The organism is Marinobacter sp. (assembly GCF_052091845.1).
In the GTDB taxonomy this organism is placed as follows: Bacteria; Pseudomonadota; Gammaproteobacteria; order Pseudomonadales; family Oleiphilaceae; genus Marinobacter.
Window position 1 is genome coordinate 1 of the sequence record NZ_JBQDCO010000019.1, and the last position, 22,116, is coordinate 22,116.

At 52.9% G+C, this 22,116-nt stretch carries 17 protein-coding genes and 4 tRNA genes; 16 read left to right on the forward strand and 5 right to left on the reverse strand.

The window, feature by feature from the left end; all coding sequences use genetic code 11:
• Positions 1–12 precede the first annotated feature (12 nt).
• Genes ACTHYN_RS07975 through ACTHYN_RS07985 form a run of 3 tightly spaced genes read right to left on the reverse strand, consistent with a single transcriptional unit; the run spans position 13 to position 2,799 of the window.
• Positions 13–1,506, reverse strand: a complete 1,494-nt coding sequence (locus ACTHYN_RS07975) for a hypothetical protein (protein ID WP_441811925.1) — start codon at positions 1,504–1,506, stop codon at positions 13–15.
• Positions 1,507–1,546: 40 nt separating this feature from the next.
• Positions 1,547–2,281: a UDP-2,3-diacylglucosamine diphosphatase gene (lpxH, locus tag ACTHYN_RS07980; protein WP_441811926.1), complete on the reverse strand. Its 735-nt coding sequence runs from the start codon at positions 2,279–2,281 to the stop codon at positions 1,547–1,549.
• Positions 2,278–2,799 (reverse strand): peptidylprolyl isomerase, encoded by a 522-nt coding sequence (locus tag ACTHYN_RS07985; protein WP_441811927.1) that lies wholly within the window; start codon positions 2,797–2,799, stop codon positions 2,278–2,280. Before ACTHYN_RS07985 ends, lpxH begins: the two co-directional genes overlap by 4 nt.
• A 134-nt stretch (positions 2,800–2,933) precedes the next feature.
• Here ACTHYN_RS07985 and ACTHYN_RS07990 point away from each other — a divergent pair, with 134 nt between their 5' ends.
• The 3 genes from ACTHYN_RS07990 (at position 2,934) to ACTHYN_RS08000 (ending at position 8,341) form a co-directional block, all read left to right on the forward strand.
• Positions 2,934–4,604, forward strand: a complete 1,671-nt coding sequence (locus tag ACTHYN_RS07990; RefSeq protein ID WP_441811928.1) for a glutamine--tRNA ligase/YqeY domain fusion protein — start codon at positions 2,934–2,936, stop codon at positions 4,602–4,604.
• 34 nt (positions 4,605–4,638) lie between these two features.
• Positions 4,639–6,027 carry a cysteine--tRNA ligase gene (gene cysS / locus ACTHYN_RS07995; RefSeq protein WP_441811929.1) on the forward strand — a complete coding sequence of 463 codons (1,389 nt, stop codon included), beginning with the start codon at positions 4,639–4,641 and terminating at the stop codon, positions 6,025–6,027.
• 133 nt (positions 6,028–6,160) lie between these two features.
• Positions 6,161–8,341: a malate synthase G gene (locus tag ACTHYN_RS08000; protein ID WP_441811930.1), complete on the forward strand. Its 2,181-nt coding sequence runs from the start codon at positions 6,161–6,163 to the stop codon at positions 8,339–8,341.
• 88 nt (positions 8,342–8,429) lie between these two features.
• Here the strand turns inward: ACTHYN_RS08000 and folD are convergent, their stop codons facing one another.
• A complete protein-coding gene (gene folD, locus ACTHYN_RS08005) occupies positions 8,430–9,287 on the reverse strand; it encodes a bifunctional methylenetetrahydrofolate dehydrogenase/methenyltetrahydrofolate cyclohydrolase FolD (protein ID WP_441811931.1) in 858 nt (285 codons plus the stop codon).
• 224 nt (positions 9,288–9,511) lie between these two features.
• On the opposite strand from folD, the gene ACTHYN_RS08010 reads away from it, so the two are divergent.
• From ACTHYN_RS08010 to ACTHYN_RS08055, 10 genes are all read left to right on the forward strand, one after another.
• Positions 9,512–9,588, forward strand: a tRNA-Pro gene (locus ACTHYN_RS08010).
• Positions 9,589–9,620: 32 nt separating this feature from the next.
• Positions 9,621–9,697, forward strand: a tRNA-Arg gene (locus ACTHYN_RS08015).
• A 102-nt stretch (positions 9,698–9,799) separates the two neighbouring features.
• Positions 9,800–9,875 (forward strand) — tRNA-His (locus ACTHYN_RS08020).
• Positions 9,876–9,912: 37 nt separating this feature from the next.
• Positions 9,913–9,997, forward strand: a tRNA-Leu gene (locus tag ACTHYN_RS08025).
• Positions 9,998–10,324: 327 nt separating this feature from the next.
• Positions 10,325–11,632 carry a trigger factor gene (tig, locus tag ACTHYN_RS08030; protein ID WP_441811932.1) on the forward strand — a complete coding sequence of 436 codons (1,308 nt, stop codon included), beginning with the start codon at positions 10,325–10,327 and terminating at the stop codon, positions 11,630–11,632.
• Between the two features lie 187 nt (positions 11,633–11,819).
• Positions 11,820–12,455 (forward strand): ATP-dependent Clp endopeptidase proteolytic subunit ClpP, encoded by a 636-nt coding sequence (gene clpP / locus ACTHYN_RS08035; RefSeq protein WP_441811933.1) that lies wholly within the window; start codon positions 11,820–11,822, stop codon positions 12,453–12,455.
• 78 nt (positions 12,456–12,533) lie between these two features.
• Positions 12,534–13,817, forward strand: a complete 1,284-nt coding sequence (gene clpX / locus ACTHYN_RS08040) for an ATP-dependent Clp protease ATP-binding subunit ClpX (RefSeq protein ID WP_441811934.1) — start codon at positions 12,534–12,536, stop codon at positions 13,815–13,817.
• A 179-nt stretch (positions 13,818–13,996) separates the two neighbouring features.
• A complete protein-coding gene (gene lon / locus ACTHYN_RS08045; protein WP_441811935.1) occupies positions 13,997–16,414 on the forward strand; it encodes an endopeptidase La in 2,418 nt (805 codons plus the stop codon).
• Between the two features lie 238 nt (positions 16,415–16,652).
• Positions 16,653–16,925 carry an HU family DNA-binding protein gene (locus ACTHYN_RS08050; protein ID WP_441811936.1) on the forward strand — a complete coding sequence of 91 codons (273 nt, stop codon included), beginning with the start codon at positions 16,653–16,655 and terminating at the stop codon, positions 16,923–16,925.
• 115 nt (positions 16,926–17,040) lie between these two features.
• Positions 17,041–18,894, forward strand: coding sequence for a SurA N-terminal domain-containing protein (locus ACTHYN_RS08055; RefSeq protein WP_441811937.1), 1,854 nt, complete (start codon positions 17,041–17,043; stop codon positions 18,892–18,894).
• Positions 18,895–18,969: 75 nt separating this feature from the next.
• Here ACTHYN_RS08055 and hexR read toward each other — a convergent pair whose 3' ends face one another.
• Positions 18,970–19,848, reverse strand: a complete 879-nt coding sequence (hexR, locus tag ACTHYN_RS08060; RefSeq protein ID WP_441811938.1) for a transcriptional regulator HexR — start codon at positions 19,846–19,848, stop codon at positions 18,970–18,972.
• A 187-nt stretch (positions 19,849–20,035) separates the two neighbouring features.
• On the opposite strand from hexR, the gene eda reads away from it, so the two are divergent.
• From eda to ACTHYN_RS08075, 3 genes are all read left to right on the forward strand, one after another.
• A complete protein-coding gene (gene eda, locus ACTHYN_RS08065) occupies positions 20,036–20,689 on the forward strand; it encodes a bifunctional 4-hydroxy-2-oxoglutarate aldolase/2-dehydro-3-deoxy-phosphogluconate aldolase (RefSeq protein WP_441811939.1) in 654 nt (217 codons plus the stop codon).
• 15 nt (positions 20,690–20,704) lie between these two features.
• On the forward strand, positions 20,705–21,316 hold the full coding sequence (locus ACTHYN_RS08070; protein ID WP_441811940.1) for a uracil-DNA glycosylase family protein: 612 nt from the start codon (positions 20,705–20,707) through the stop codon (positions 21,314–21,316).
• A 135-nt stretch (positions 21,317–21,451) separates the two neighbouring features.
• Complete coding sequence (locus tag ACTHYN_RS08075) at positions 21,452–21,982, forward strand: methylated-DNA--[protein]-cysteine S-methyltransferase (RefSeq protein ID WP_441811941.1); 531 nt, start codon at positions 21,452–21,454, stop codon at positions 21,980–21,982.
• The last annotated feature ends 134 nt before the right edge of the window (positions 21,983–22,116 follow it).

Sequence of the window (22,116 nt, forward strand, 5' to 3'; positions counted from 1 at the left end):
ATCATAGCACTTTTAGCCGCTTCTTTTTATCCCTTCATGAGAAATCCGGGCTAGCTGCAAGGCGGTGTAGTGATAGCCGAATAGCGAGCCGGCGGCCAGCACAAGGGGTGCGGAAACCGCAATAATGTGGAGAAATAACAGGAAGTTCCCATGGGATTTATAGTCTCTCACAGACGACATAATGCGCTGTGCAAATACTGCCAGTGCAATGGACACCAAAGTGAAAAGCAGGCGCCCAAGGCTGTCATCAAATTGTGCACCTTCAGGCGTTGAACTTGTTGAGGTGGTGATGATTGTGACGGGAATAACAAAGGCCATCAGCAAAGGAATTTCCCGGCGGATAACCAGTAGAGAGCTCGGGTTCCAGTGGAAGTGGCTTTCCCCGAGCCCGCCTTTGCGGGCAACGTTGCGGATAAACGCGAGCAAAAACATAATAAAGCCGGCTGCGGTAAAGCCTTTTGAGAGTGCGGCGAAAAATTCATTGCCGTTCATCAGAACCAGGGCTGCCAGAGCGAATACAAGTACGCCAGGTAGCGCCAGTAAAAAACTGTTGACGAGTGCTTGCAGTGTATACGCTGTTCGGTCCTGGTCTACATTTCCGATATGGCGACCGTTGGTTTGGAGATGGTCAGCTATTGCTTTGCGCCTTATTAAAAGCACAGCCAGAAGCAGGGCTAAAAACGCTATGCGGCCGCCACGTTCATTCACAGACTCTTTAATGGCATCACTCAGTGCTTCAGGTTTTAATTGCGAAACAAACCACTTGGCAGATTGATAAAGCCCCCCGACGGTTTTTTTGCTCACCACGGCGGCACTGGGAAGCCAGAATAGTCGCTGCTGCAAGAGTGTTTGGTAGTCCTGAACCTGATCCTGAAGTGCCGACGCTGTGTTGAAATATTCATTGAGAACATCAATGTGGTCGGTCACCGCTTTGTGAAGCTCTCGCAGTAGTTCAGAGCGGCGGCTGAGCAGTTGGCTTTGGGCGTCGCTTTCGGGTTCGGCAATGGCCTCAAATTCCTCCAGCCGCAGTTGTTCTTCTCTTGCTGCAGAGAGTTTGTTCTCAATGCCTTCAATGAGATCTTCGGCAATACTCTGCCGCTGTAAACGCTCAAGACGCTGTTTTAACAGGTCGGCATAGCTTGCGGTTAGATTGAGCCCTGCCTTTTCGAGCCTCAGCTCGAAACTTTCGTACTCATCCTTCAGGCGGCTGAGGACAGATTCGGCATAGCCTAGTCGCTCCCGGCTCGCCAGGACTGCAGCCTGACGCTGATCGAGTGAGGCACCTAGCGTTTGGACCTGCTGATGAATGTCTGCATCGACCGAGTCCGGCAATTTGGTGTCCGGGGGCGCGTCTGTGCCCGCTTGCAGTTCCGGCTGTACCGCCGGGCGCGCCTCTTCAGGTTCTTCGGACTCTTCGGCGAAGGCCTGCGTTGTTACAAAGCACAGTAGAAAAAGCCCGGCCAGCCATCCTGTTAAAACTGGGTAACGGGTCGGGCGTTGCTTCATGATTTGCGATCCTCGCGTTGGCAGGGCCAGTGCTGTGTCCTCAGAAAGCGGTCAGCGGGGCTTTTTTCAGCTCCGGCGGCTGCTCAGGTTTGGCTATCAACCACCACACGTTTTCATCCCAGTCACCAAGGACAATCCGCTTCGCGGTTTTGCCATGTACTTCCGGGCTATGTTCAGCCGGCCGGTGGGTATGGCCATGAATCAGCCGCGGCACATTATGGGTCTCCATAACACGCACAACTTCTTCAGGGGTAACATCCATAATGTCTTCGGCTTTGCCCTGATTGGTGGCCATGCTCATTTCCCGGAGTTGTCGGGCCATTTGTTGGCGATCTTTAAGAGGACGGGCCAGAATGAGCTTTTGAGTCTGCGGGTTGCGCATGTTGGTGCGAAATTTTTGGTAGTCCACATCGGCCGTGCACAGGCTGTCGCCGTGCATTAATAGAGTAGGGGTGCCGTAGAGATCGATGAGGGTAGGGTCGTCCAGCAAGGTAGCACCGGCGCGGGCGCAGAAGTCTTCGCCCAGGAGGAAATCCCGGTTGCCATGCATCACGAAGATGCGGGTGCCACCATCGCTGAGCGCTCGCAATGCTGTTGCAATCTGCTCCTGCAGCGGCGTGCGCTCGTCGTCACCAATCCAGGCCTCAAAAAAATCACCCAGAATGTATAGCTGCTCTGCACCGGACGCTTTCTTTTCCAGGAAACCAAGAAACGCCCCGGTAATGTCGGGGCGTGATTCTTCCAGGTGGAGGTCGGAAATAAACAGCGTGGTCACGCTGCGCCTCCGTCCTCTTTACCATTTTCTGTAACAGTGGCTTTTACCAGCACCACGTCTTCATAGGGCACGTCCTGGTGGCCTGCATCCATAGTGGTGCGTACTGCGCGGATAGCGTTCACGGTTTCCATGCCCTCTACAACTTTGCCAAACACGCAGTAACCCCAGCCTTCGGCATTTTTTGCTGTATGGTCCAAAAAACCATTGTTCTCAACGTTGATGAAGAACTGGGCAGAGGCGGAGTGCGGGTCCATGGTGCGGGCCATGGCAACAGTGCCTTTCATGTTGCTCAGGCCATTGTCGGCTTCGTTCTTGATGGGCGCGCGCGTTTTGCGGGCAACCATACCCGGCTCAAAACCGCCACCCTGAACCATAAAGTTGCTGATTACCCGATGAAAAATCAGGCCGTCGTAGAAGCCGTCACGGACATACTGCTCGAAATTTTGAGCCGTTTCGGGTGCTTTTTCGTAATCGAGTTCGAGCTTGATATCGCCGTGATTAGTGGTCAGCAGAATCATCAGGGTTTCCTGTTCATTGGGTTTAAGTCGACTAAAGCCGGTATTGTACTCAAGAGTTTCCGGCGATGCATGAGTCCGGCCCTCATTTATGAGTATAATAGCGCGTTTATGATCCACTTCTTTTAAGAGATTGTATGAGCGCCGAGTCGAAGAAAGCCCACAACTTTATTCAGAACCTGATCGAAGATGCCGTCGCTAAAGGTGAGCATACCGGCCAGGTAGTCACCCGTTTCCCGCCTGAGCCCAATGGCTACTTGCATGTCGGCCACGCCAAGTCTATCTGCCTTAACTTTGGTATTGCTGAAACATTTTCCGGCGCGTGCAATCTGCGGTTTGACGACACCAATCCCGAAAAAGAAAACCAGGAGTATATTGAGGCCATTAAACGGGATGTAGAATGGCTGGGTTACACTTGGGCAGGCGAGGTGCATTACGCGTCTGATTACTTTGATTCCCTTTATTACTTTGCCGAAGAGTTGATCGAGAAGGGCAAGGCCTACGTGTGTGCATTGTCTGCCGATGAAATGGCAGAATACCGTGGCAGCCTGAAGGAACCTGGCAAAAACAGCCCTTATCGCGACCGGCCTGTAGACGAGAGCCTGAAGCTGTTCCGGGACATGCGCGACGGCCAGTACAGCAATGGCGAGATGGTGTTACGGGCCAGGATTGATATGGCCTCGCCCAACATCAACATGCGCGACCCCATTCTTTACCGTATTCGTTACGCGGACCATCACCAAACCGGCAGTAAATGGTGCATCTACCCGATGTACGATTTCACTCACCCCATTTCCGATGCCATGGAAGGGATTACCCATTCCCTGTGCACTCTGGAGTTTGAAGACCACCGGCCGCTATACGATTGGGTACTGGATAACATTACTGCTCCGTGCCATCCGCGGCAGATCGAGTTCTCACGGCTTAATCTGAATTACACTATTACCAGTAAGCGCAAGCTCAAGCGCCTGGTAGATGAGGGGTTTGTAGACAGCTGGAACGACCCACGCATGCCGACCATTTCCGGTATGCGCCGCCGTGGATACACGCCTGAGTCCCTGCGGGCGTTCTGCGATATGATCGGCGTGAACAAGGCGGGTGGCACTGTGGATATGGGCATGCTGGAATTCGCCATTCGCGAGGATTTGAACACCCGCGCACCTCGCGCCATGTGTGTAATGCGCCCGCTTAAGGTGACGCTTACCAATTACCCTGCTGACAAAACAGAAACCCTGGTGTTGCCTGTGCATCCGCAGAACCCGGATATGGGGCAGCGTGAAGTGACCTGGAGCCAGACACTGTATATCGATCGGGCAGATTTCGTGGAGGAGGCTCCCCGCAAGTGGAAACGCCTGGCACCTGATAAAGCCGTTCGCCTGCGCGGTGGCTATGTGATGACATGCAAAGAAGTGGTCCGCGATGCCAGCGGTGAGATTACAGAGCTGCGTTGCGAGTACGACCCGGCGACGTTGGGCGTTAATCCCGAAGGCTATAAGCCTAACGGCGTTGTTCACTGGGTGTGTGAAAGCGATAGCGTAGAGTGCGATATCAACGTGTACGATCGGCTGTTTAATCACGAGTCTCCAGACAGCGATAAAGACGGCGATCTGGTCGATCACGTTAATCCCGAATCACTTGTGGTGCTTAAAGGTGCGCGTGCAGAGAAGAACCTCGCCATGCCTCGCACAGACTTGCCTTATCAGTTCGAGAGGGAGGGGTATTTTTTCTGCGATCAGGAGCTGACAGCCAAAGCCGGCAAGCCGGTATTCAATCGCACCGTTACCTTGCGGGATTCCTGGGGTAAATAAAAAGTAAACAGGGTTAGCATTCGGGAGACCAGCAGTGATCAGAATTTACAACACGCTCACCCAGCAAAAAGAAACGTTTACGCCCATCGAGCCGGGAAAGGTTCGCATGTACGTGTGCGGTATGACGGTTTACGACTTTTGCCACTTGGGCCATGCCCGGGTGTTGGTCGCTTTTGATGTGGTGACACGTTATCTGCGCAACCGGGGTTACGACGTAACCTATGTGCGCAACATAACGGATATCGACGACAAGATTCTTCGTCGGGCTGAGGAGAACGCAGAGCCGTACACCGAGCTGACCGGTCGAATGATTGCAGCAATGCACGAGGATGAATCCCGCCTGGGCGTGCTAACGCCTGATGCTGAGCCCTGTGCGACCGATTATATCGATGAAATCATCGCCATGATCAACACGCTGATTGAGTCAGGCCATGCCTATGCTGCAGATAACGGCGATGTGTACTTTGCTGTAGAATCCTTTGAGGGCTACGGAAAACTCAGCAAGAAGAAGCTTGAAGACTTGTTGGCCGGGGCCCGGGTTGACGTGGAAGCGGCCAAGCGCTGCCCGGCAGATTTTGCTCTATGGAAGGCCGCTGACGAGGGCGAGGTTAGCTGGTCATCACCCTGGGGAAATGGTCGTCCGGGATGGCATATTGAGTGTTCTGCCATGTCCACCCGTTGCCTGGGTGATACATTTGATATTCACGGTGGCGGGCCGGATTTGCTGTTTCCCCACCATGAAAACGAAATTGCCCAGTCTGAATGTGCAACTGGTCATACGTTCGTAAACACCTGGATGCATGCAGGTGCGATCCGCGTGAACAAGGAGAAGATGTCCAAGTCTTTGGGTAACTTCTTCACCATTCGGGAGATCCTGGAGACCTATCCTCCGGAGGTTGTGCGCTTCTTTTTAGTGTCCAGCCATTACCGCAGTCAGGTCGATTATTCTGAAGATAATCTGGCTGAAGCAGGGCGCTCCCTTGCGCGGTTGTATCACGCGTTGCGTGGTGTCGCGCCGGCTAATTCTGACGATGTTCCTGAAACAGAGCACGATCGGCGCTTCGTGGAGTTGATGGACGATGACTTCAACTGTGCAGGTGCGATTTCGGTCCTCCATGCGGCGGCCAATGACATCAACCAGCATCGTCGGGAGGGGCGTGAAGATGACGCCAGAAATGTGGCGGCAGTGATGGTGCGATTGGGCGGCGTTCTTGGTTTGCTGCAGCAGGACCCGGACGTTTTCTTCCAGGCAGACACCGGCGGCCAACTAAGCGCAGAAGATATTGAAGCGCAAATACAGGCCCGTGCAGATGCCCGCAAAGCGAAAGACTTTGCCGGGGCCGACCGTATTCGGGATGAGCTGGCGCGGCAGGGGATTGTTCTGGATGATTCCCGTGAAGGTACAAGCTGGCGGCGCAGCTGATTGATATAGCTTAAGCCGTATTGTTTTCCGGGAAATGACCTTGTAGGGAATCTCCCGTATAATACGGCCTTCCATTTTCCCAACCCGACTGCTGCGGCTGTTGGGATAGGTTAACTCATTGAGGCTAAAAACGATGACAGAACGTGTGCAACTTGGCGGTATTCAGGTCGCAAAGAATTTGTACGACTTCGTAACCGACGAAGCAATTCCGGGCACCGGATTGGATGCAGATAAATTTTGGGCAGAATTCGACAAGATCGTTAACGATCTGGCACCACGTAACCGTGAGCTGTTGGCCAAGCGTGGCGAAATCCAGGAAAAAATGAATAGCTGGAACAGCGAGCACAAGGGCCAGAAGCTGGATATGGCCGCCTATAAAGCCTTCTTGAAGGAGATTGGCTATCTGGTAGATGAGCCGGCAGATTTCCGCATTTCTACCGCCAATGTTGACCCTGAAGTTGCCACCATGGCTGGCCCCCAGTTGGTGGTGCCGATCATGAACGCCCGTTTTGCATTGAACGCAGCCAACTCTCGCTGGGGCAGCCTTTACGATGCGCTTTATGGCACCGATGCGATTTCTGAAGAAGAGGGTGCTGAAAAAGGCCGCGGCTATAACCCGGTGCGTGGCGCCAAGGTTATCGAGTTTGCACGCAATCTACTGGATAGCTCTGCTCCGCTGGCGTCTGGAAGTCATAAAGATGCGGCCTTGTATCAGGTTGCCGGCGGCAAGTTGGCCGTTAAGCTGCAGAACGGTAGCGTGACCGGACTAAAAGACGAAACTGGTTTTGTTGGCTACACAGGTGCGGCGGATACCCCTACCGGCATCCTGTTGGTTAAAAATGGCATGCACTTCGAAATTCAGATTGATGCCAGTCACCCGATTGGTAAGGACGACGGTGCGCACGTTAAAGATGTGCTGATGGAATCTGCACTGACGACAATCATGGATTGCGAAGACTCGGTTGCTGCGGTTGATGCTGATGATAAAACTCTGGCCTACAGCAACTGGCTGGGCTTGATGAAAGGTGATCTGGAAGAAACCTTCGATAAAGGCGGTGAAAGCCAGACCCGTAAAATGAACGCAGACCGCGCCTATACAGCAACTGATGGCAGTGAGCTGAAGCTGAAAGGTCGCAGTTTGATGTTTGTCCGCAACGTGGGCCACTTGATGACTAACCCGGCCATCCTGCTAGAAGATGGCAGTGAAATACCCGAAGGGCTTATGGACGGCATGCTCACTTCACTGATCGCCATTCACGACTTAAAGGGCGGTGGGCAGTTTCAGAACAGTGCCACCGGTTCGGTTTACATAGTGAAGCCCAAGATGCATGGCCCGGAAGAAGTTGCATTTACCAATGATTTCTTCGGTCGGGTTGAAGATGCTCTGGGTTTGCCCGGCTTCACTCTGAAAATCGGCATTATGGACGAAGAGCGTCGCACCACGGTTAACCTTAAAGCCTGTATCCACGCTGCCAAAGATCGTGCCGTGTTCATTAATACCGGCTTCCTGGATCGTACCGGTGATGAAATGCATACCTCCATGGAGCTTGGGCCATTCATTCGCAAGGGTGAAATGAAGCAGGCTGCGTGGATAGGTGCTTATGAGCAGTGGAACGTTGACGTTGGACTGGAAACCGGTTTTCGAGGCGTTGCCCAGATTGGTAAGGGGATGTGGGCTATGCCGGATCTGATGGCGGCCATGCTCGAACAGAAAATTGGTCACCCCAAAGCAGGCGCTAATACCGCATGGGTGCCCTCGCCAACGGCGGCTACGCTGCATGCGACTCACTACCACCAGGTATCGGTGGCTGATATTCAGAAAGACCTGGAAAGCCGTGAACGGGCCAGCCTGGATGACATTCTGACGGTGCCTGTGATGGAAGACCCATCCAGGCTGACAGAATCCGATATTCAGCAGGAGTTGGACAACAACGCCCAGGGCATTCTTGGCTACGTTGTGCGCTGGATCGACAGTGGTGTGGGTTGCTCCAAGGTACCTGATATCAATGATGTAGGTCTTATGGAAGATCGTGCTACCTTGCGCATCTCGTCGCAGCACCTGGCTAACTGGCTGCACCATGGCATTTGCACCGAGGCGCAGGTTGAAGAGACCATGAAGCGCATGGCGCAGGTTGTTGACAAGCAGAACGCCGGCGATCCGACCTATCAGGCAATGGCGCCGGACTTCTCAGGCAGCGTCGCGTTCCAGGCTGCTATGGATCTGGTTCTGAAGGGGCGTGAGCAGCCAAGTGGTTACACTGAGCCACTTCTGCACGCCTACCGTCTGCAGGCGAAGGAAAAGTTCGGTCAGTAATAACGACTGAAAACAAAAAAACCCGCTTCGGCGGGTTTTTTTGTGGCTGATTAACTGCCTGAAGTGCACGGCTCTCAGCGTGGCGAGGTTACCCTTTGTGCAATTCGTTCGCAGCGTACAGGGTATTTTCGAGAAGCGTGGCGATAGTCATGGGGCCAACGCCGCCAGGCACCGGTGTGATATAGGCTGCGCGATCAGAAGCAGTTGCAAAGTCGACATCACCTTGTAGCTTGCCGTTTTCCATGCGGTTGATGCCCACATCGATCACCGTTGCGCCAGGTTTTACCCATTCACCCTTAATTAGCCCGGGCTTGCCCACGGCCGCAATAAGAATGTCGGCTTCGCGAACGAACTTTTCCAGGTTGGGTGTAAAGCGATGACAAACTGTCGTGGTTGCCCCCTTAAGTAGCAGTTCCATGGTCATGGGGCGGCCTACGATGTTTGAGGCGCCTACAATCACTGCGTGCTGGCCCTTGTAAGGGGTGTTCACGCTATCCAGCAATGTAATGACACCAGCGGGCGTGCATGGCCTGAGCGCCGGTTTACGTTGTACCAGGCGGCCTATATTGTAAGGATGAAAGCCGTCTACATCTTTGTCGGGGCGGATTTTCAGCAGAATGGGGTCGGCATCCAATTGCTCGGGTAGTGGAAGCTGCACGAGTATCCCGTCAACAGCGGGGTTTTCATTCAACTCATCAATCAAAGCCTCCAGGGCTTGCTGAGAGGTGTCTGATGGCAGATCGTAGGAGAGCGACAGGATGCCTGCCGCATCGCAAGCCTTTCGTTTGTTGCCCACATATATTTCAGAAGCTGTGTCGCTCCCTACCAGTACAACAGCTAAGCCAGGGGCGCGCAGCCCTATGCTTGTGCGGGCTTCTACGCCAGCAGCGACCTGCTGTCTGACCCCGGCGGCAATCTCTTTTCCGTTGATTAGTTTGGCGCTCATGTTTCGTCTTGTCGGTTGGTATGGGTAAATAAAAGAGGCGGCATTGTCTCACGCTTGCCCTTTAACTCCAATTGAGGACACTCTTGTGCCGCCGTTATTTCAGGAGGGTTTTCGGGGCAAAGAGCGTGTCTGTGTAAGAAATTGATTTTCCTTGTTGACGGAACCTGTTTGCAGCGGTAATATGCGCGCCAACTTAGCTGATGCAACACGTTGTTCAGTTCAGACGGGGTATAGCGCAGTCTGGTAGCGCGCCTGCTTTGGGAGCAGGATGTCGGGAGTTCGAATCTCTCTACCCCGACCATTTTCTGAATGTTCAGATGGGTGAACGGTCACGCGCCCGTAGCTCAGCTGGATAGAGCATCGGCCTTCTAAGCCGAGGGCCGCAGGTTCGAGTCCTGCCGGGCGCACCATTCAAGCTGTTCGCTTGATGGGAACCGAACCACCGCAAGAAGCGAAGTTAGAAAGTTAGTGATCTGGTTGTTGAAGTTACCGCAAGGTTGTTTCCCGATGTGGTGGACGTAGCTCAGTTGGTAGAGCTCAGGATTGTGACTCCTGCGGTCGAGGGTTCGATCCCCTTCGTCCACCCCACTTTTCAAAAGACTACCGACACTGATTTTCAGAATTACGGGTTGTGGCGAAATTGGTAGACGCGCCAGATTTAGGTTCTGGTTCCGAGAGGAGTGGGAGTTCGATTCTCCCCAACCCGACCATATTTTAAAGGCTCTTAGACGATCTCTAAGGGCCTTTTTTACTTGTCTGTCTTATTTTCTTTCTCTAGTTCCTCAAAATGCGGCGCCTATTCTGTAAATCCGGGTGGTTCACCCCTTTGTTTTTCTTTTTTCGTCCCAAACTCCTGTTTGTAGTGTCGTTGTGGTCACGATCCCTGAAACTACCCTTGGTAGGCGATTCTCTCGTAAGGGCAAACCGTGATAAACTACCGGCTTTTAATTTTGTGTCTTTTCCGGGGGAACTGCTTCGGGATGGACTTTTAGTTTAAATTTCATTCATATACCGAACCCGAAACTTGAGGATCTTCCATGCAAGTGTCTGTAGAAACGACCTCCAACATTGAGCGTCACATGACGATTAGTGTGCCCGCCCAGGAAATTGACCAGGCGGTTCAGAAACGCCTGCAGGAAACCGCGCGTACCGTGCGCCTGAATGGTTTCCGCCCTGGCAAGGTACCTATGAGCGTGGTTAAGCGTCGTTTCGGTGACAGTGTTCGCCAGGAAATCGTCGGCGACGTCATGCGTGACAACTATATTAAGGCGCTACAGGAGCAGGATATTAACCCTGCGGGTTGGCCAAAACTTGAGCCAAAAACCATGGAAGCCGGCAAGGACCTTGAGTTCGTTGCTATATTTGAAGTTCTTCCCGAGATTGAGTTGGGCGATCTGAGCAAAATTTCCATCGAGAAGTTGGCCTCTGAAATTACTGACAAGGATATCGATACCATGATCGATAACCTGCGTCGTCAGCAGGCCACCATGAAATCTGTCAAGCGCAAGTCCAAGAACAAGGACGTACTGACGATCGACTTCAAAGGCACCATCGATGGTGAGGAGTTTGAAGGTGGGGCGGCTGAGGGGCACAAGTTGACCCTGGGCTCTGATCAGATGATTCCTGGTTTTGAAAAAGCCATTGTTGGCGGTAAAGCGGGCGAAGAGTTTGAAATTGAAGTGACATTCCCGGAGGACTACCACGCCGAAGAGCTGAAGGGTAAGCCGGCCAAATTTGATATCAAGATCCACGAGGTTGAAGAGCCACAGCTACCTGAGCTGAACACCGAGTTCTTCACCAAGTTCGGTATCGAAGCCGAAGACGAAGCCGCATTCCGTGAAGAAGTGAAAAAGAATATGGAGCGCGAGCTCAAGCAGGCTGTAGCCAACAAGGTCAAGAATGACGTTGTGGACGGTCTTCTGGGAACGACCGAGGTCGACATCCCCAACGCCTTGACGGATCAGGAAATCGATCGTTTGCGCCAAGATGCTGTGAAGCGCTTCGGTGGGCAGGTGGATTTCCAGCAGCTACCCAAGGAAATATTCCAGGAGCAGGCTGAGCGCCGCGTGAAAACAGGCCTGTTGTTCCAGGAGGTGGTTAAGGCCAACGACCTGAAAGTGGATCCGGCCAAAGTCGACGAAAAGATCCAGGAGATCGCGTCAACGTATGAACAACCAGATGAAGTCATTGCGCACTTCAGTAGTAACCCTGAGCAGAAGAGCCAGATCGAGTCATCTGTGCTGGAAGATCAGGTTGTTGACCATGTGTTGTCGTTTGCCAAGGTCAAGGACAAGAAGGTCAAGTACGAAGAAGCTATTCAAGCTGGACAGGCGCAGCAGGGCTGAGGCCAGACAGAGAATAGCGCGATGGCCGGGTTGAGACCGGCCTGGCTGGCCTGAGTCAACGAACAGCCGGTGTGTCCGGCTGTTTCCATCAAGGCCGGCGACTGGCAAAGTAGAAGATGCAAGAAGACTGAAATTGCCGTGGTTTTTAAGCTACGTCCTATTTTTTTATAAGGAGTTCAGGCGCATCATGATGCAGAAACCGATTGATGGTCCCGCAATGGTTACGAGTTCCGGTCTGGTGCCGATGGTTATCGAGCAGACTGCCCGCGGGGAACGCTCGTTCGATATTTATTCCCGTCTGCTCAAGGAGCGTGTGATCTTTATGGTGGGCCCAGTGGAAGACCACATGGCTAACCTGATCGTGGCGCAGCTTCTTTTCCTGGAATCTGAAAATCCGGATAAAGACATTCACCTGTACATAAACAGCCCGGGCGGCTCTGTAACCGCAGGCATGTCTATCTACGATACCATGCAGTTTATCAAGCCTGATGTCTCAACCTTGTGCGTGGGGCAGGCAGCCAGCATGGGCGCATTTTTGCTGGCGGGCGGTGCTGAAGGAAAGCGCGCCTGCTTGCCCAATTCCCGGGTAATGATTCACCAGCCTTTGGGTGGTTATCAGGGCCAGGCAACCGATATTGAGATCCATACACGGGAAATTCTCAAGATACGGCACACTCTGAATTCCATTCTGGCGCATCACACTGGCCAGGATCTGGAGACGCTGGCAAGGGATACGGACCGTGATAATTTCATGGACCCAGCCCAGGCTAAGGAGTACGGGTTAATCGACTCGATACTTGATAAGCGCGTACCGAATAAATAATACTGGCAGTAAATGCATCACCCTTGGCCGGCGCACAGTTACTTCACGCGCCGGCAAAACGAGATCAGAGGTATTTCAATGGCAGATGAAAGAAACGGCAGAGGCGACGATAACGGCAAGTTGCTCTACTGCTCGTTTTGTGGAAAGAGCCAGCATGAAGTCCGTAAGCTCATTGCAGGGCCTTCGGTGTTCATCTGCGATGAGTGTGTCGACCTGTGCAACGATATTATCCGTGAAGAAATTCAGGAGAATGCACAGGAGGAGCCGAGTGACCGTCTCCCGACACCGGCTGAAATCCGCAACACACTGGATGAATATGTCATCGGCCAGGATCGCGCCAAGGTTGTGCTCGCGGTAGCGGTTTATAACCATTACAAGCGTCTTCGCTACGGCGAAGGGAAGGGCGATGTGGAGCTTGGCAAAAGTAATATTTTGCTGATTGGCCCAACGGGTAGTGGCAAGACTCTGCTTGCAGAAACTCTGGCGCGCATGCTCAATGTACCATTCACGATTGCAGATGCCACAACGCTTACCGAAGCCGGTTATGTTGGTGAGGATGTTGAGAACATCATCCAGAAACTGCTTCAGAAATGCGATTACGATGTGGACAAGGCCCAGCGCGGCATTGTGTATATCGATGAGATCGACAAGATCTCACGCAAGTCTGATAACCCGTCCATCACACGAGACGTCTCAGGTGAGGGTGTACAGCAGGCTTTGCTGAAGTTGATTGAAGGTACGGTGGCGTCCGTACCGCCACAAGGTGGGCGCAAGCATCCGCAACAGGAATTCTTGCAGGTTGATACGGGTAACATGCTGTTTATCTGTGGCGGCGCGTTTGCCGGCCTGGATAAAGTGATCCGTGATCGTACTGAGAAGAGCAGTATTGGCTTCTCGGCATCCGTTGCCAGCCATGACGACAGTAAGAATATGGGCGATGTGATCAAGCACGTTGAGACAGAAGATCTTGTCAAATACGGCCTGATCCCGGAGTTTGTAGGGCGCTTGCCAGTTGTTGCCACTCTGAACGAGTTGGATGAAGACGCACTGGTTCAAATCCTGACAGAACCGAAAAACTCTCTCACACGGCAGTATCAAAAGCTGTTTGACATGGAAGGCGTGGAACTGGATTTCCGTGAGGACGCCCTGCGTGCAGTTGCTGATAAAGCATTGGAGCGCAAAACCGGCGCCCGTGGCCTTCGCTCCATCATGGAGGCGACGCTGCTGGATACCATGTACCAGATCCCGTCTGAGCATGATATTTCCAAGGTTGTGATCGACGAAAGCGTGATCAAGGGCGATTCTGAACCGTTCAAGATTTATGCAAATACTGATCATGCCAAGGCTGTGCCTGATGACTAATCAGGTTGTCACCGCTGAGTGAGATAATATGTAGAGTTAAAAAAGGGGCGAAAGCCCCTTTTTTAATGGTTTGTGTTAGCAGGGCCAAGTGTCGTGTTGTTTGGTAAAAAGATTGCAATTCCGGCGGCCGCCCCAATGAAGGGTGATATGCTGAGACAAACACCGTCAGAGGATTCCTTATGACTCGGATACCCGAAGATACCGTGCAAGAATACCCACTACTTCCACTTCGTGATGTCGTGGTGTTTCCGCACATGGTGGTCCCTTTATTTGTGGGCCGTGAAAAATCCATTCAGGCTTTGGAAGCTGCGATGGAAGGAGACAAAGAAATCCTTCTGGTGGCCCAGCGGAAGGCCTCTACAGATGAGCCAGGCCCAAACGATGTGTTTGATACGGGCACGCTGGCTACCGTTCTACAAATGTTGCGCCTGCCGGATGGCACTGTAAAAGTGCTGGTAGAAGGTAACAACCGGGCAACGATCAGTAATATTTCCGAAGCGGAATATTTAACCGGTCGCGCGACTCTGTTGAACGAAAAAAACCTGCCTGAGCGTGAAGAAAAAGTGCTCCTGAAAACTCTGATGGATGAGTTCGAAAAGTATGTGAAGCTTTCGAAAAAAGTGCCTTCAGAAGTGTCAAATGCATTGACGGGCATTGAGGAGTTAGAGCACCTCTCAGACACCATGGCCGCTCACCTTGAAATGCAGATTCCGGAGAAGCAGGAGCTTTTGGAAGCTTTGGATCTGAATCGCCGCGTTGAGCTTTTGCTTGGAAAGCTGGACGGCGAAATCGACCTGATTGAAGTTGAAAAACGCATCCGTGGCCGTGTAAAGAAACAGATGGAACGCAGTCAGCGTGAGTATTACCTGAATGAGCAAATGAAGGCTATCCAGAAAGAAATGGGTAACCTGGGCGAAGGTAATAACGATTTCGAAGAGCTGGAGCAAAAGCTGGAGGATGCGGGCCTGCCCGAGGAGGCCCGCAAGAAGACCGAAGTAGAACTGAATAAGCTTAAAATGATGTCGCCGATGTCTGCCGAAGCCACAGTTGTGCGCGGTTATATAGACTGGATGCTGGCCATACCCTGGAAAAAGCGTAGCCGTGTACGCCACGATATTGAAAAGGCGCGAGAGATTCTTGATCAAGACCATTACGGCCTTGACGAGGTCAAGAAGCGTATTCTCGAATACCTGGCGGTGCAAAGTCGTGTGAAGAAAGTGAAGGGGCCAGTGCTGTGTTTAGTAGGGCCTCCCGGCGTTGGTAAGACTTCACTTGGGCAATCCATTGCCCGGGCCACTAACCGCAAGTATACGCGAATGGCACTTGGCGGTGTGCGCGATGAGGCTGAGATTCGTGGTCACCGTAAAACCTACATTGGTGCGCTGCCCGGTAAGTTATTACAGAAACTGTCCAAGGTGAGTGTTAAAAACCCGCTGTTCCTGTTTGATGAGATCGACAAGCTTGGCATGGACCATCGTGGGGACCCGGCCTCGGCGTTGCTGGAAGTGCTGGACCCTGAACAGAACCACACGTTCAACGACCATTATCTGGAGGTAGACTACGACCTTTCCGACGTCATGTTTGTTTGTACGTCTAACTCCATGGATATTCCGCCTGCGCTATTGGATCGGATGGAAATTATCCGAATTCCGGGTTATACGGAGGACGAGAAGGTCAATATCGCGCTTAAATACTTGTTACCCAAACAGATAAAAGCGAACGGCCTGCGCAAAGATGAGCTGACGCTGCCTGAGGATACACTGCGTGATCTGGTTCGTTACTATACCCGCGAAGCGGGTGTGCGCGGACTGGAGCGGGAAATTGCCAAGATATGCAGAAAGGTTGTTCGCGAGCATGTGGAGGCCGGTGATAAGGCGACTATAACCCTTGAGCCAACGATGCTTGAGCACTATTCAGGTGTGCGCAAGGTCAGCTTTGGGCTGGCAGAGGAAACCAATCAGGTAGGGCAGGTCACTGGTCTGGCCTGGACACAGGTAGGTGGTGAACTACTGACCATTGAGTGCGCGCTCACAGCCGGTAAGGGGCGAGTTGTGAAAACAGGCTCTCTCGGGGATGTCATGCAGGAGTCGATTCAAACCGCGCTTACCGTGGTAAGAAGTCGGGCTCCGGGCTTGGGGATAGCAGACGATTTTCACGAAAAACACGACTTGCATGTGCATGTGCCCGAAGGTGCAACGCCAAAAGATGGTCCCAGTGCCGGTATTGGGATGTGCACAGCTCTCGTTTCTGCACTGACAAAAATTCCGGTGCGTGCCGACGTTGCGATGACCGGCGAGATAACGCTGCGTGGTCGAGTGCTGGCCATTGGCGGCCTCAAGGAAAAGCTTCTTGCGGCCCATAGAGGCGGCATAAAAACCATCGTCATTCCTGATGAAAATGTTAGAGATCTCAAGGAGATACCGGAAAATATAAAGGAATCTCTGGAGATTGTTCCGGTGAAGTGGATTGATGATGTTTTAGACATTGCACTGGCCTACGCCCCCGAGCCACATACCGCCGGTTCATCATCTGAAACAGGGTCAGGTAAGCCCCGGGATGATGAAGGTGACAGTGCAGAACGCATAAATACACATTAAAGCTTGGATGAGTTGTTGACATGCCGGAGAGCCCATTGGTATAACTGTTTCGCCGTGAAGCAGCCAATACCAAGGGCTCCCGCGCAGTATGTGCCTATTCCAAACACCGGTTGAATGCCGAAAGGAATAAGAAAACCGAAGAATGGAATTCTCCGACCGCTTATGCGATAGTCGGGAAAGTCCCAGAAAAAACAAACCGACCTATAACATCTTCAACCTGAAAGCGAAGGGGTTTAGTGTGAACAAGTCCGAACTAATTGATGCAATTGCAGAATCAGCAGATATTTCCAAAGCAGCCGCTGGCCGTGCTCTGGACGCAATGACCAACTCTGTCACCGGTGCCCTCAAAAAAGGCGATCAGGTTACTCTGATCGGTTTTGGTACTTTCTCAGTGAAAGATCGTGCAGCGCGCACGGGTCGTAACCCGCAAACCGGTGCCGAGATCAAGATTGCGGCCTCCAAAGTGCCGGGGTTCAAGGCAGGCAAAGCTCTGAAAGACGCTGTTAAGTAACGGTTCTTTCTCCGGCGGCTCCTTTATTTAGGGGCGCCAAGAAGAATTCAAGGCGCATTCCGACAGGGTGCGCCTTTTTACGTTGAGAGTACCGGCAAAGGGGTTCGGGAGAAACATGCTTCAAGATATGCGGGAAAATGCCCAAGGCACTATAGCCAAGATCATTATCGGTCTGTTGATCGTGTCTCTCTCCATCTGGGGAATGGACGCCATTGTTGGTGGTTTCTCCGGCGAGCCGGAGGTGGCAACGGTTAACGATGAGGACATTACCGAGCGGGAGTTCCTTCGGGTGGTCCAAATGGAAAGCCAGCGTCGACTGTCGGAGATGGAACGTCCCGACCCGGCTATGCTGAATGAAGATCAGATCCGCAAAGATGTATTGGATACCCTGATTCAGGAACAAGTACTGATTCAGGACGCCAGGGCTCAGGGGTTTGTGCTCGATGATGAGGATGTCGACGCTCTGATTACCCAAATGCCGCAGTTTCAGGTTGACGGTGAGTTTAACCGCGATCGCTTTGTCTCTTCGGTACGCAACCTGGGCATGGGTGTGGGGGAATTCCGCGAAGCCATGCGCAAGCAATATGTGGTTAATCAGATCCGCAGTGGGGTTATCCAGAGTGGTCTCGTTGCAAATCAGAATGTCGCACAACTGTCGCGCATTCAAAATCAGACGCGAGACTTTCGCGTTGTTCAGATCCCGGCAACAGCTGTATCCGGTGAGGTAGAAGTGACCGATGCAGAGATTGAAACCTTCTATGACGAAAACAGCGATGCGTTCAGGCAGCCAGATCAAGTGGATGCCGCATACATAACCTTGTCGTTAGGCGCCCTGGCCGACAAAGTCGACATCAGCCAAGGTGACCTCGAAGCATACTACGAGCAACGTGCTGATGACCTGGCCCGGGAAGAGCGCCGTGCCTCTCACATTCTGATTGAAGATGGTGCTGATGCTGAACAGAAGATGGCCTCGATCCAGAAGCGTTTAAACGCTGGGGAGAGCTTTGGCGACCTTGCGAAGGAGTTTTCTGTCGACACCGTGTCTGCCAAAGAAGGCGGTGACCTTGGTTATGCCGGTCGTGGTGTCTATGACGAGGCGTTTGAAAAGGCTTTGTTTGCCCTGGAAGAAGGTAAGGTATCAGATCCGGTTAAAACCGGTTTTGGTGTGCACCTGATTCGCCTGGACGATGTGCGCCGGTCAGAGGTTCCGCCGCTGGCGGAGTTGGAGCAACAGCTTCGTAATGAGCTTGCCCGTGAGCGTGCTCAGGAAGAATACGCCGAAGTACGTTCCGAGCTGGCGGATTCCGCCTATGCCGCAGACGATTTGGCTGGCCCTGCAGAGGAATTGGGTCTGGAGGTTCGTGAGGCGGTAGGGGTTACCAAAGAAGGCGGTCAGGCGCCGTTTGATCACCCGGGTTTGGTTCGCCAGTTGTTCTCGGACGACGTGCTTGAGGACGGTTATAATACCGAGTTGATCGATGTTGGCGATAATGTCTCGGTGGTGGCCCGCGTGGGTGAATACCGCGAAGCGCAAAAGCTTGCGCTTGAGGATGTGCGAGACGATATTCGCAGAAACCTCGAGGCACGTAAGACCCGTGAACAGCTTGCTAACCGGGCTGAAGCCATCATTGCCGACCTGGAGAAAGGTGAAACGCTGGCTGATCTCAATGCGGGCGATTGGCAGCAGTTTAACGATCAGGCACGGAATGCCCAGGGGGCTGATCAGCGCGTAATGCAGACTGCTTTCTCCCTGACGCGGCCAGCCGAAGGCGAGACGAGTTACGGCACCGCGATGACGCAAAGCGGTGTTGCAGTGATTGCACTGGATGCCGTAAACGAAGGCGAAGCTGAAGAAGGAAGCGCAGAACTGAAACAGTTGCGTACGTTCCTGGCTTCTCTTGAGGGGCAGCGTGAGTACGCAGCCTATCAGCAGTACTTGAGAAGCACGGCTGAAGTATCCCGGCCTTAAAGCACGGCTGAAATAAAAAACCCGGGTAACAATTATGTTGCCCGGGTTTTTTATTTACTTTAATAAGACTTTGAGTCAGTCGGAGGTTGGCGGAAGGCGGGTAGGCTTCAGGCTGTCTTTGATTTTTTTGAGGTGCCCAAGAAAGTCTGCGCCGCGTTTGAGCGTCACTCCCGTAGCCAGAATATCAATAACAGTAAGGTGGATGATTCTGGACGACATGGGCATATAAACCTCTATGTCTTCCGGCGCCGTCACTTCCAGGGTTGTTGTACAGGTTTCTGCCAGCGGTGAGTCCGGGGTTGTAATGCCAATAACAGTAGCGCCATTATCGCGGGCAATACGCGCAATATCGACGGTTTCTTTGGTGCGCCCGGTGTAGGAGATCATCACAATAACGTCTCCAACGCTGGCCCCGGCAGCGACCATGCGCTGCATCAGTGTGTCGTCATAGGACATAACCGGTATGTTAAAACGGAAAAACTTGTGCTGGGCATCCAACGCTACAGACGCAGACCCACCCATGCCGAAAAAGTTGATTTGCCTTGCCTGAATCAGATAGTCGATAGCGGTTGCCAGGGCCCGGGGGTTCAGCGCCTGACGGGCTTTGTCCAGGTTAGACATTGTGCTCAGCATGATTTTATCGGCAAACTCTGCAACTGTGTCGTCAGGTTCAATGTTTTGGCCGATATACGGCGTGCCGGTGGCAATGCTCTGAGCCAGACGAATCTTGAAGTCGGGGAACCCGGTGGCCGAGAAGCCTCGACAAAATCGATTTACCGTGGGTTCGCTGACGTTCGAAGCCCTGGCCAAAGCGGCAATGCTGTATCGAGTGGCCGCGCTCGGGTCACGCAGGATGGCTTCCGCCACTTTACGTTCGGACTTATTCAGTGTCTCCAGTCGTGACTGGATATCTTCCAACAAATTGTCGTCACGATGCGCCTGGTTTGCGACCATCAAAGCTACTCCCTGTCTTCTGGGTGAAATCGTAGTAAATATGGGGTGAGTATACCGGGATTTTACGGTAATTTGGGTAGTAAACGTATCAGTGCCCAGGCATCAACCTTGGGTTACTCCCAGTCTGGTGTGATTATTTATATATAATTACTACATTTTAAGCCCTTAATGCTCTCTGGAGGTTGCTATGAGCCAATTGTCCGATTTTCACCGTGAGCGTATCCGGGCAATTTTAGATGTATCAGTGTTGATGCCTGTTATCACCATAAAGCACCCGGACGAAGCGGTACCCTTATGTCAGGCTCTCTTTGATGGCGGGATACGGGTAATGGAGATAACCTTGCGCACGGAGCACGGGGCGAAAGCGATCAAAGATGTGCGGGCAGCCCTTCCGGACGCGTGGGTGGGCGCGGGAACGGTCACCTGCCTGGCCCAGTATCGTCAGGCGGAGGCTGCTGGCGCGCAATTTATCATTACCCCCGGTATCACCGAATCGCTTCTTGAATTCTCGTTAACCTCTGAGGCACCTCTGTTACCCGGTATTTCAACAGCCTCAGAGTTGATGCTGGGATACTGCTTGGGCTATCGCGAGTTTAAATTTTTCCCTGCAGATGTGGCCGGTGGTATTCCGGCACTCAAAGCCTTTCGTGGTCCGTTTCCGGACGTAACTTTTTGCCCGACGGGCGGTATTCGTCGGGATACGGCTGGGGACTATCTGGTTTTGAGCAATGTGCAAACGGTAGGCGGCAGTTGGCTGACGCCTGAAGAGCTTGTTACGAACAAAGACTGGGCCGGGATCGAATGCCTTGCGGCCGCCAGTCTTTCGGATCTTAGCTGTTAGGATGACCTTAAACCGATGACGGATACACTTTCCCAACTGCCTTTTGATGAGCTGCTTCGACAAGTGCGCGCTTGCACGATTTGCGCCCATGCTCTGCCGCGGGGGCCACGACCGGTTATACAGTTGTCACAGACGTCGCGCATTCTGGTGGTGAGTCAGGCGCCCGGAAGGCGTGTTCATGAAACAGGGCTGCCTTTCAACGATCCCAGTGGCGATCGGCTCAGACAGTGGATGGGTGTGACTCGAGAAAGCTTTTACGATGCCAGCAAACTCGCCATTCTTCCCATGGGTTTCTGCTACCCTGGTACAGGCAAGACCGGTGATTTGCCGCCCAGACCTGAATGCGCACCCGCTTGGCGCAATGCCTTATTGGACCGCCTGTCCAACGTAGGGCTAACATTGGTTATCGGTCAATATGCCCATGCCTGGCACCTTCCGGACGGTAAAAAGTCCCTGACTGAAAACGTCAAAAACTGGCGCCAATACTGGCCAAACCTCCTGCCGATGCCTCATCCCAGCCCGCGTAACAATCTCTGGCTGCGCCGCAACCCCTGGTTTGAAGAGGAAGTTGTTCCCGAACTTCAGGCTCGGGTTGCCGGACTTTTGGCCGAAACCGATGAAAGATAGGTTGTCAGAGCCAGACATGTCCTCTGGATTAGCGTAAAGAAATACGCGTTTGCACCTTCACCGACATAAGCCATACTGCGCTAGCGAATAGAGCGCAACCGAAGAACGCTGACGTTCCGGGCGGAGGGGGCTTCCATGAAGGCAAAGGGTGCAAAAAATGAAACGATTAGCTGGCAGGCTGGCCACTGCTACCTTGGTGAAGTTCTGGTTGCATGCTCGCATACCGGTGTCTGTGCCGTATTACCGGGGGAATCCCGGGATGAGTTGGTAGCGGAGCTGGCTCGCCGCTTTCCCGATGCCATCCTCATCCACGCAAATGATTCCCGTGCCGATTGGTTTGCAAGCGTAATGAGGTATCTGATTGACAGCCGCAGGCCGCTCTCCGTCGCACTCGATCTCCGTGGCACTGAGTTCCAGTGCCGTGTTTGGCAAACATTGCGAGATATTCCGTCTGGCAGTTCAGCAAGTTATGGAGACATTGCCCGGCGTATGGGAATGCCTGCTGCGTCAAGAGCCGTCGCTGGCGCCTGTGCTGCCAATCCTCTGGCGGTGGTTGTGCCGTGCCATCGGGTGTTGCGTAGTGATGGCAGTCTTTCCGGGTATCGTTGGGGCATTAGGCGCAAGCAGGCCGTGCTGAGCCATGAACAGGGGTTATCTGAACGCTGATGCGCAATGGCAGATGGCTTGGGGTCGTGACCTGCAAAGGGTGACAGTGAGACGTATGTCACGGTATGTGTGTGCCCGAGTGCAAAACAAAACACATCACAATAAAGACTGCCCGCTTCTTGCCACAATTAAAG

Bases quoted from the DNA above. Each gene is read 5' to 3' on its own strand.
- hexR (WP_441811938.1), bottom strand. From the start codon at position 19,848: ATGGTCGCAAACCAGGCGCATCGTGACGACAATTTGTTGGAAGATATC.
- ACTHYN_RS08075 (WP_441811941.1), top strand. From the start codon at position 21,452: ATGAAGGCAAAGGGTGCAAAAAATGAAACGATTAGCTGGCAGGCTGGC.
- tig (WP_441811932.1), top strand. From the start codon at position 10,325: ATGCAAGTGTCTGTAGAAACGACCTCCAACATTGAGCGTCACATGACG.
- ACTHYN_RS07990 (WP_441811928.1), top strand. From the start codon at position 2,934: ATGAGCGCCGAGTCGAAGAAAGCCCACAACTTTATTCAGAACCTGATC.
- lon (WP_441811935.1), top strand. From the start codon at position 13,997: ATGACTCGGATACCCGAAGATACCGTGCAAGAATACCCACTACTTCCA.
- clpP (WP_441811933.1), top strand. From the start codon at position 11,820: ATGATGCAGAAACCGATTGATGGTCCCGCAATGGTTACGAGTTCCGGT.
- ACTHYN_RS07975 (WP_441811925.1), bottom strand. From the start codon at position 1,506: ATGAAGCAACGCCCGACCCGTTACCCAGTTTTAACAGGATGGCTGGCC.
- clpX (WP_441811934.1), top strand. From the start codon at position 12,534: ATGGCAGATGAAAGAAACGGCAGAGGCGACGATAACGGCAAGTTGCTC.
- ACTHYN_RS08055 (WP_441811937.1), top strand. From the start codon at position 17,041: ATGCTTCAAGATATGCGGGAAAATGCCCAAGGCACTATAGCCAAGATC.
- folD (WP_441811931.1), bottom strand. From the start codon at position 9,287: ATGAGCGCCAAACTAATCAACGGAAAAGAGATTGCCGCCGGGGTCAGA.
- ACTHYN_RS08070 (WP_441811940.1), top strand. From the start codon at position 20,705: ATGACGGATACACTTTCCCAACTGCCTTTTGATGAGCTGCTTCGACAA.
- ACTHYN_RS08000 (WP_441811930.1), top strand. From the start codon at position 6,161: ATGACAGAACGTGTGCAACTTGGCGGTATTCAGGTCGCAAAGAATTTG.
- ACTHYN_RS07985 (WP_441811927.1), bottom strand. From the start codon at position 2,799: ATGATTCTGCTGACCACTAATCACGGCGATATCAAGCTCGAACTCGAT.
- eda (WP_441811939.1), top strand. From the start codon at position 20,036: ATGAGCCAATTGTCCGATTTTCACCGTGAGCGTATCCGGGCAATTTTA.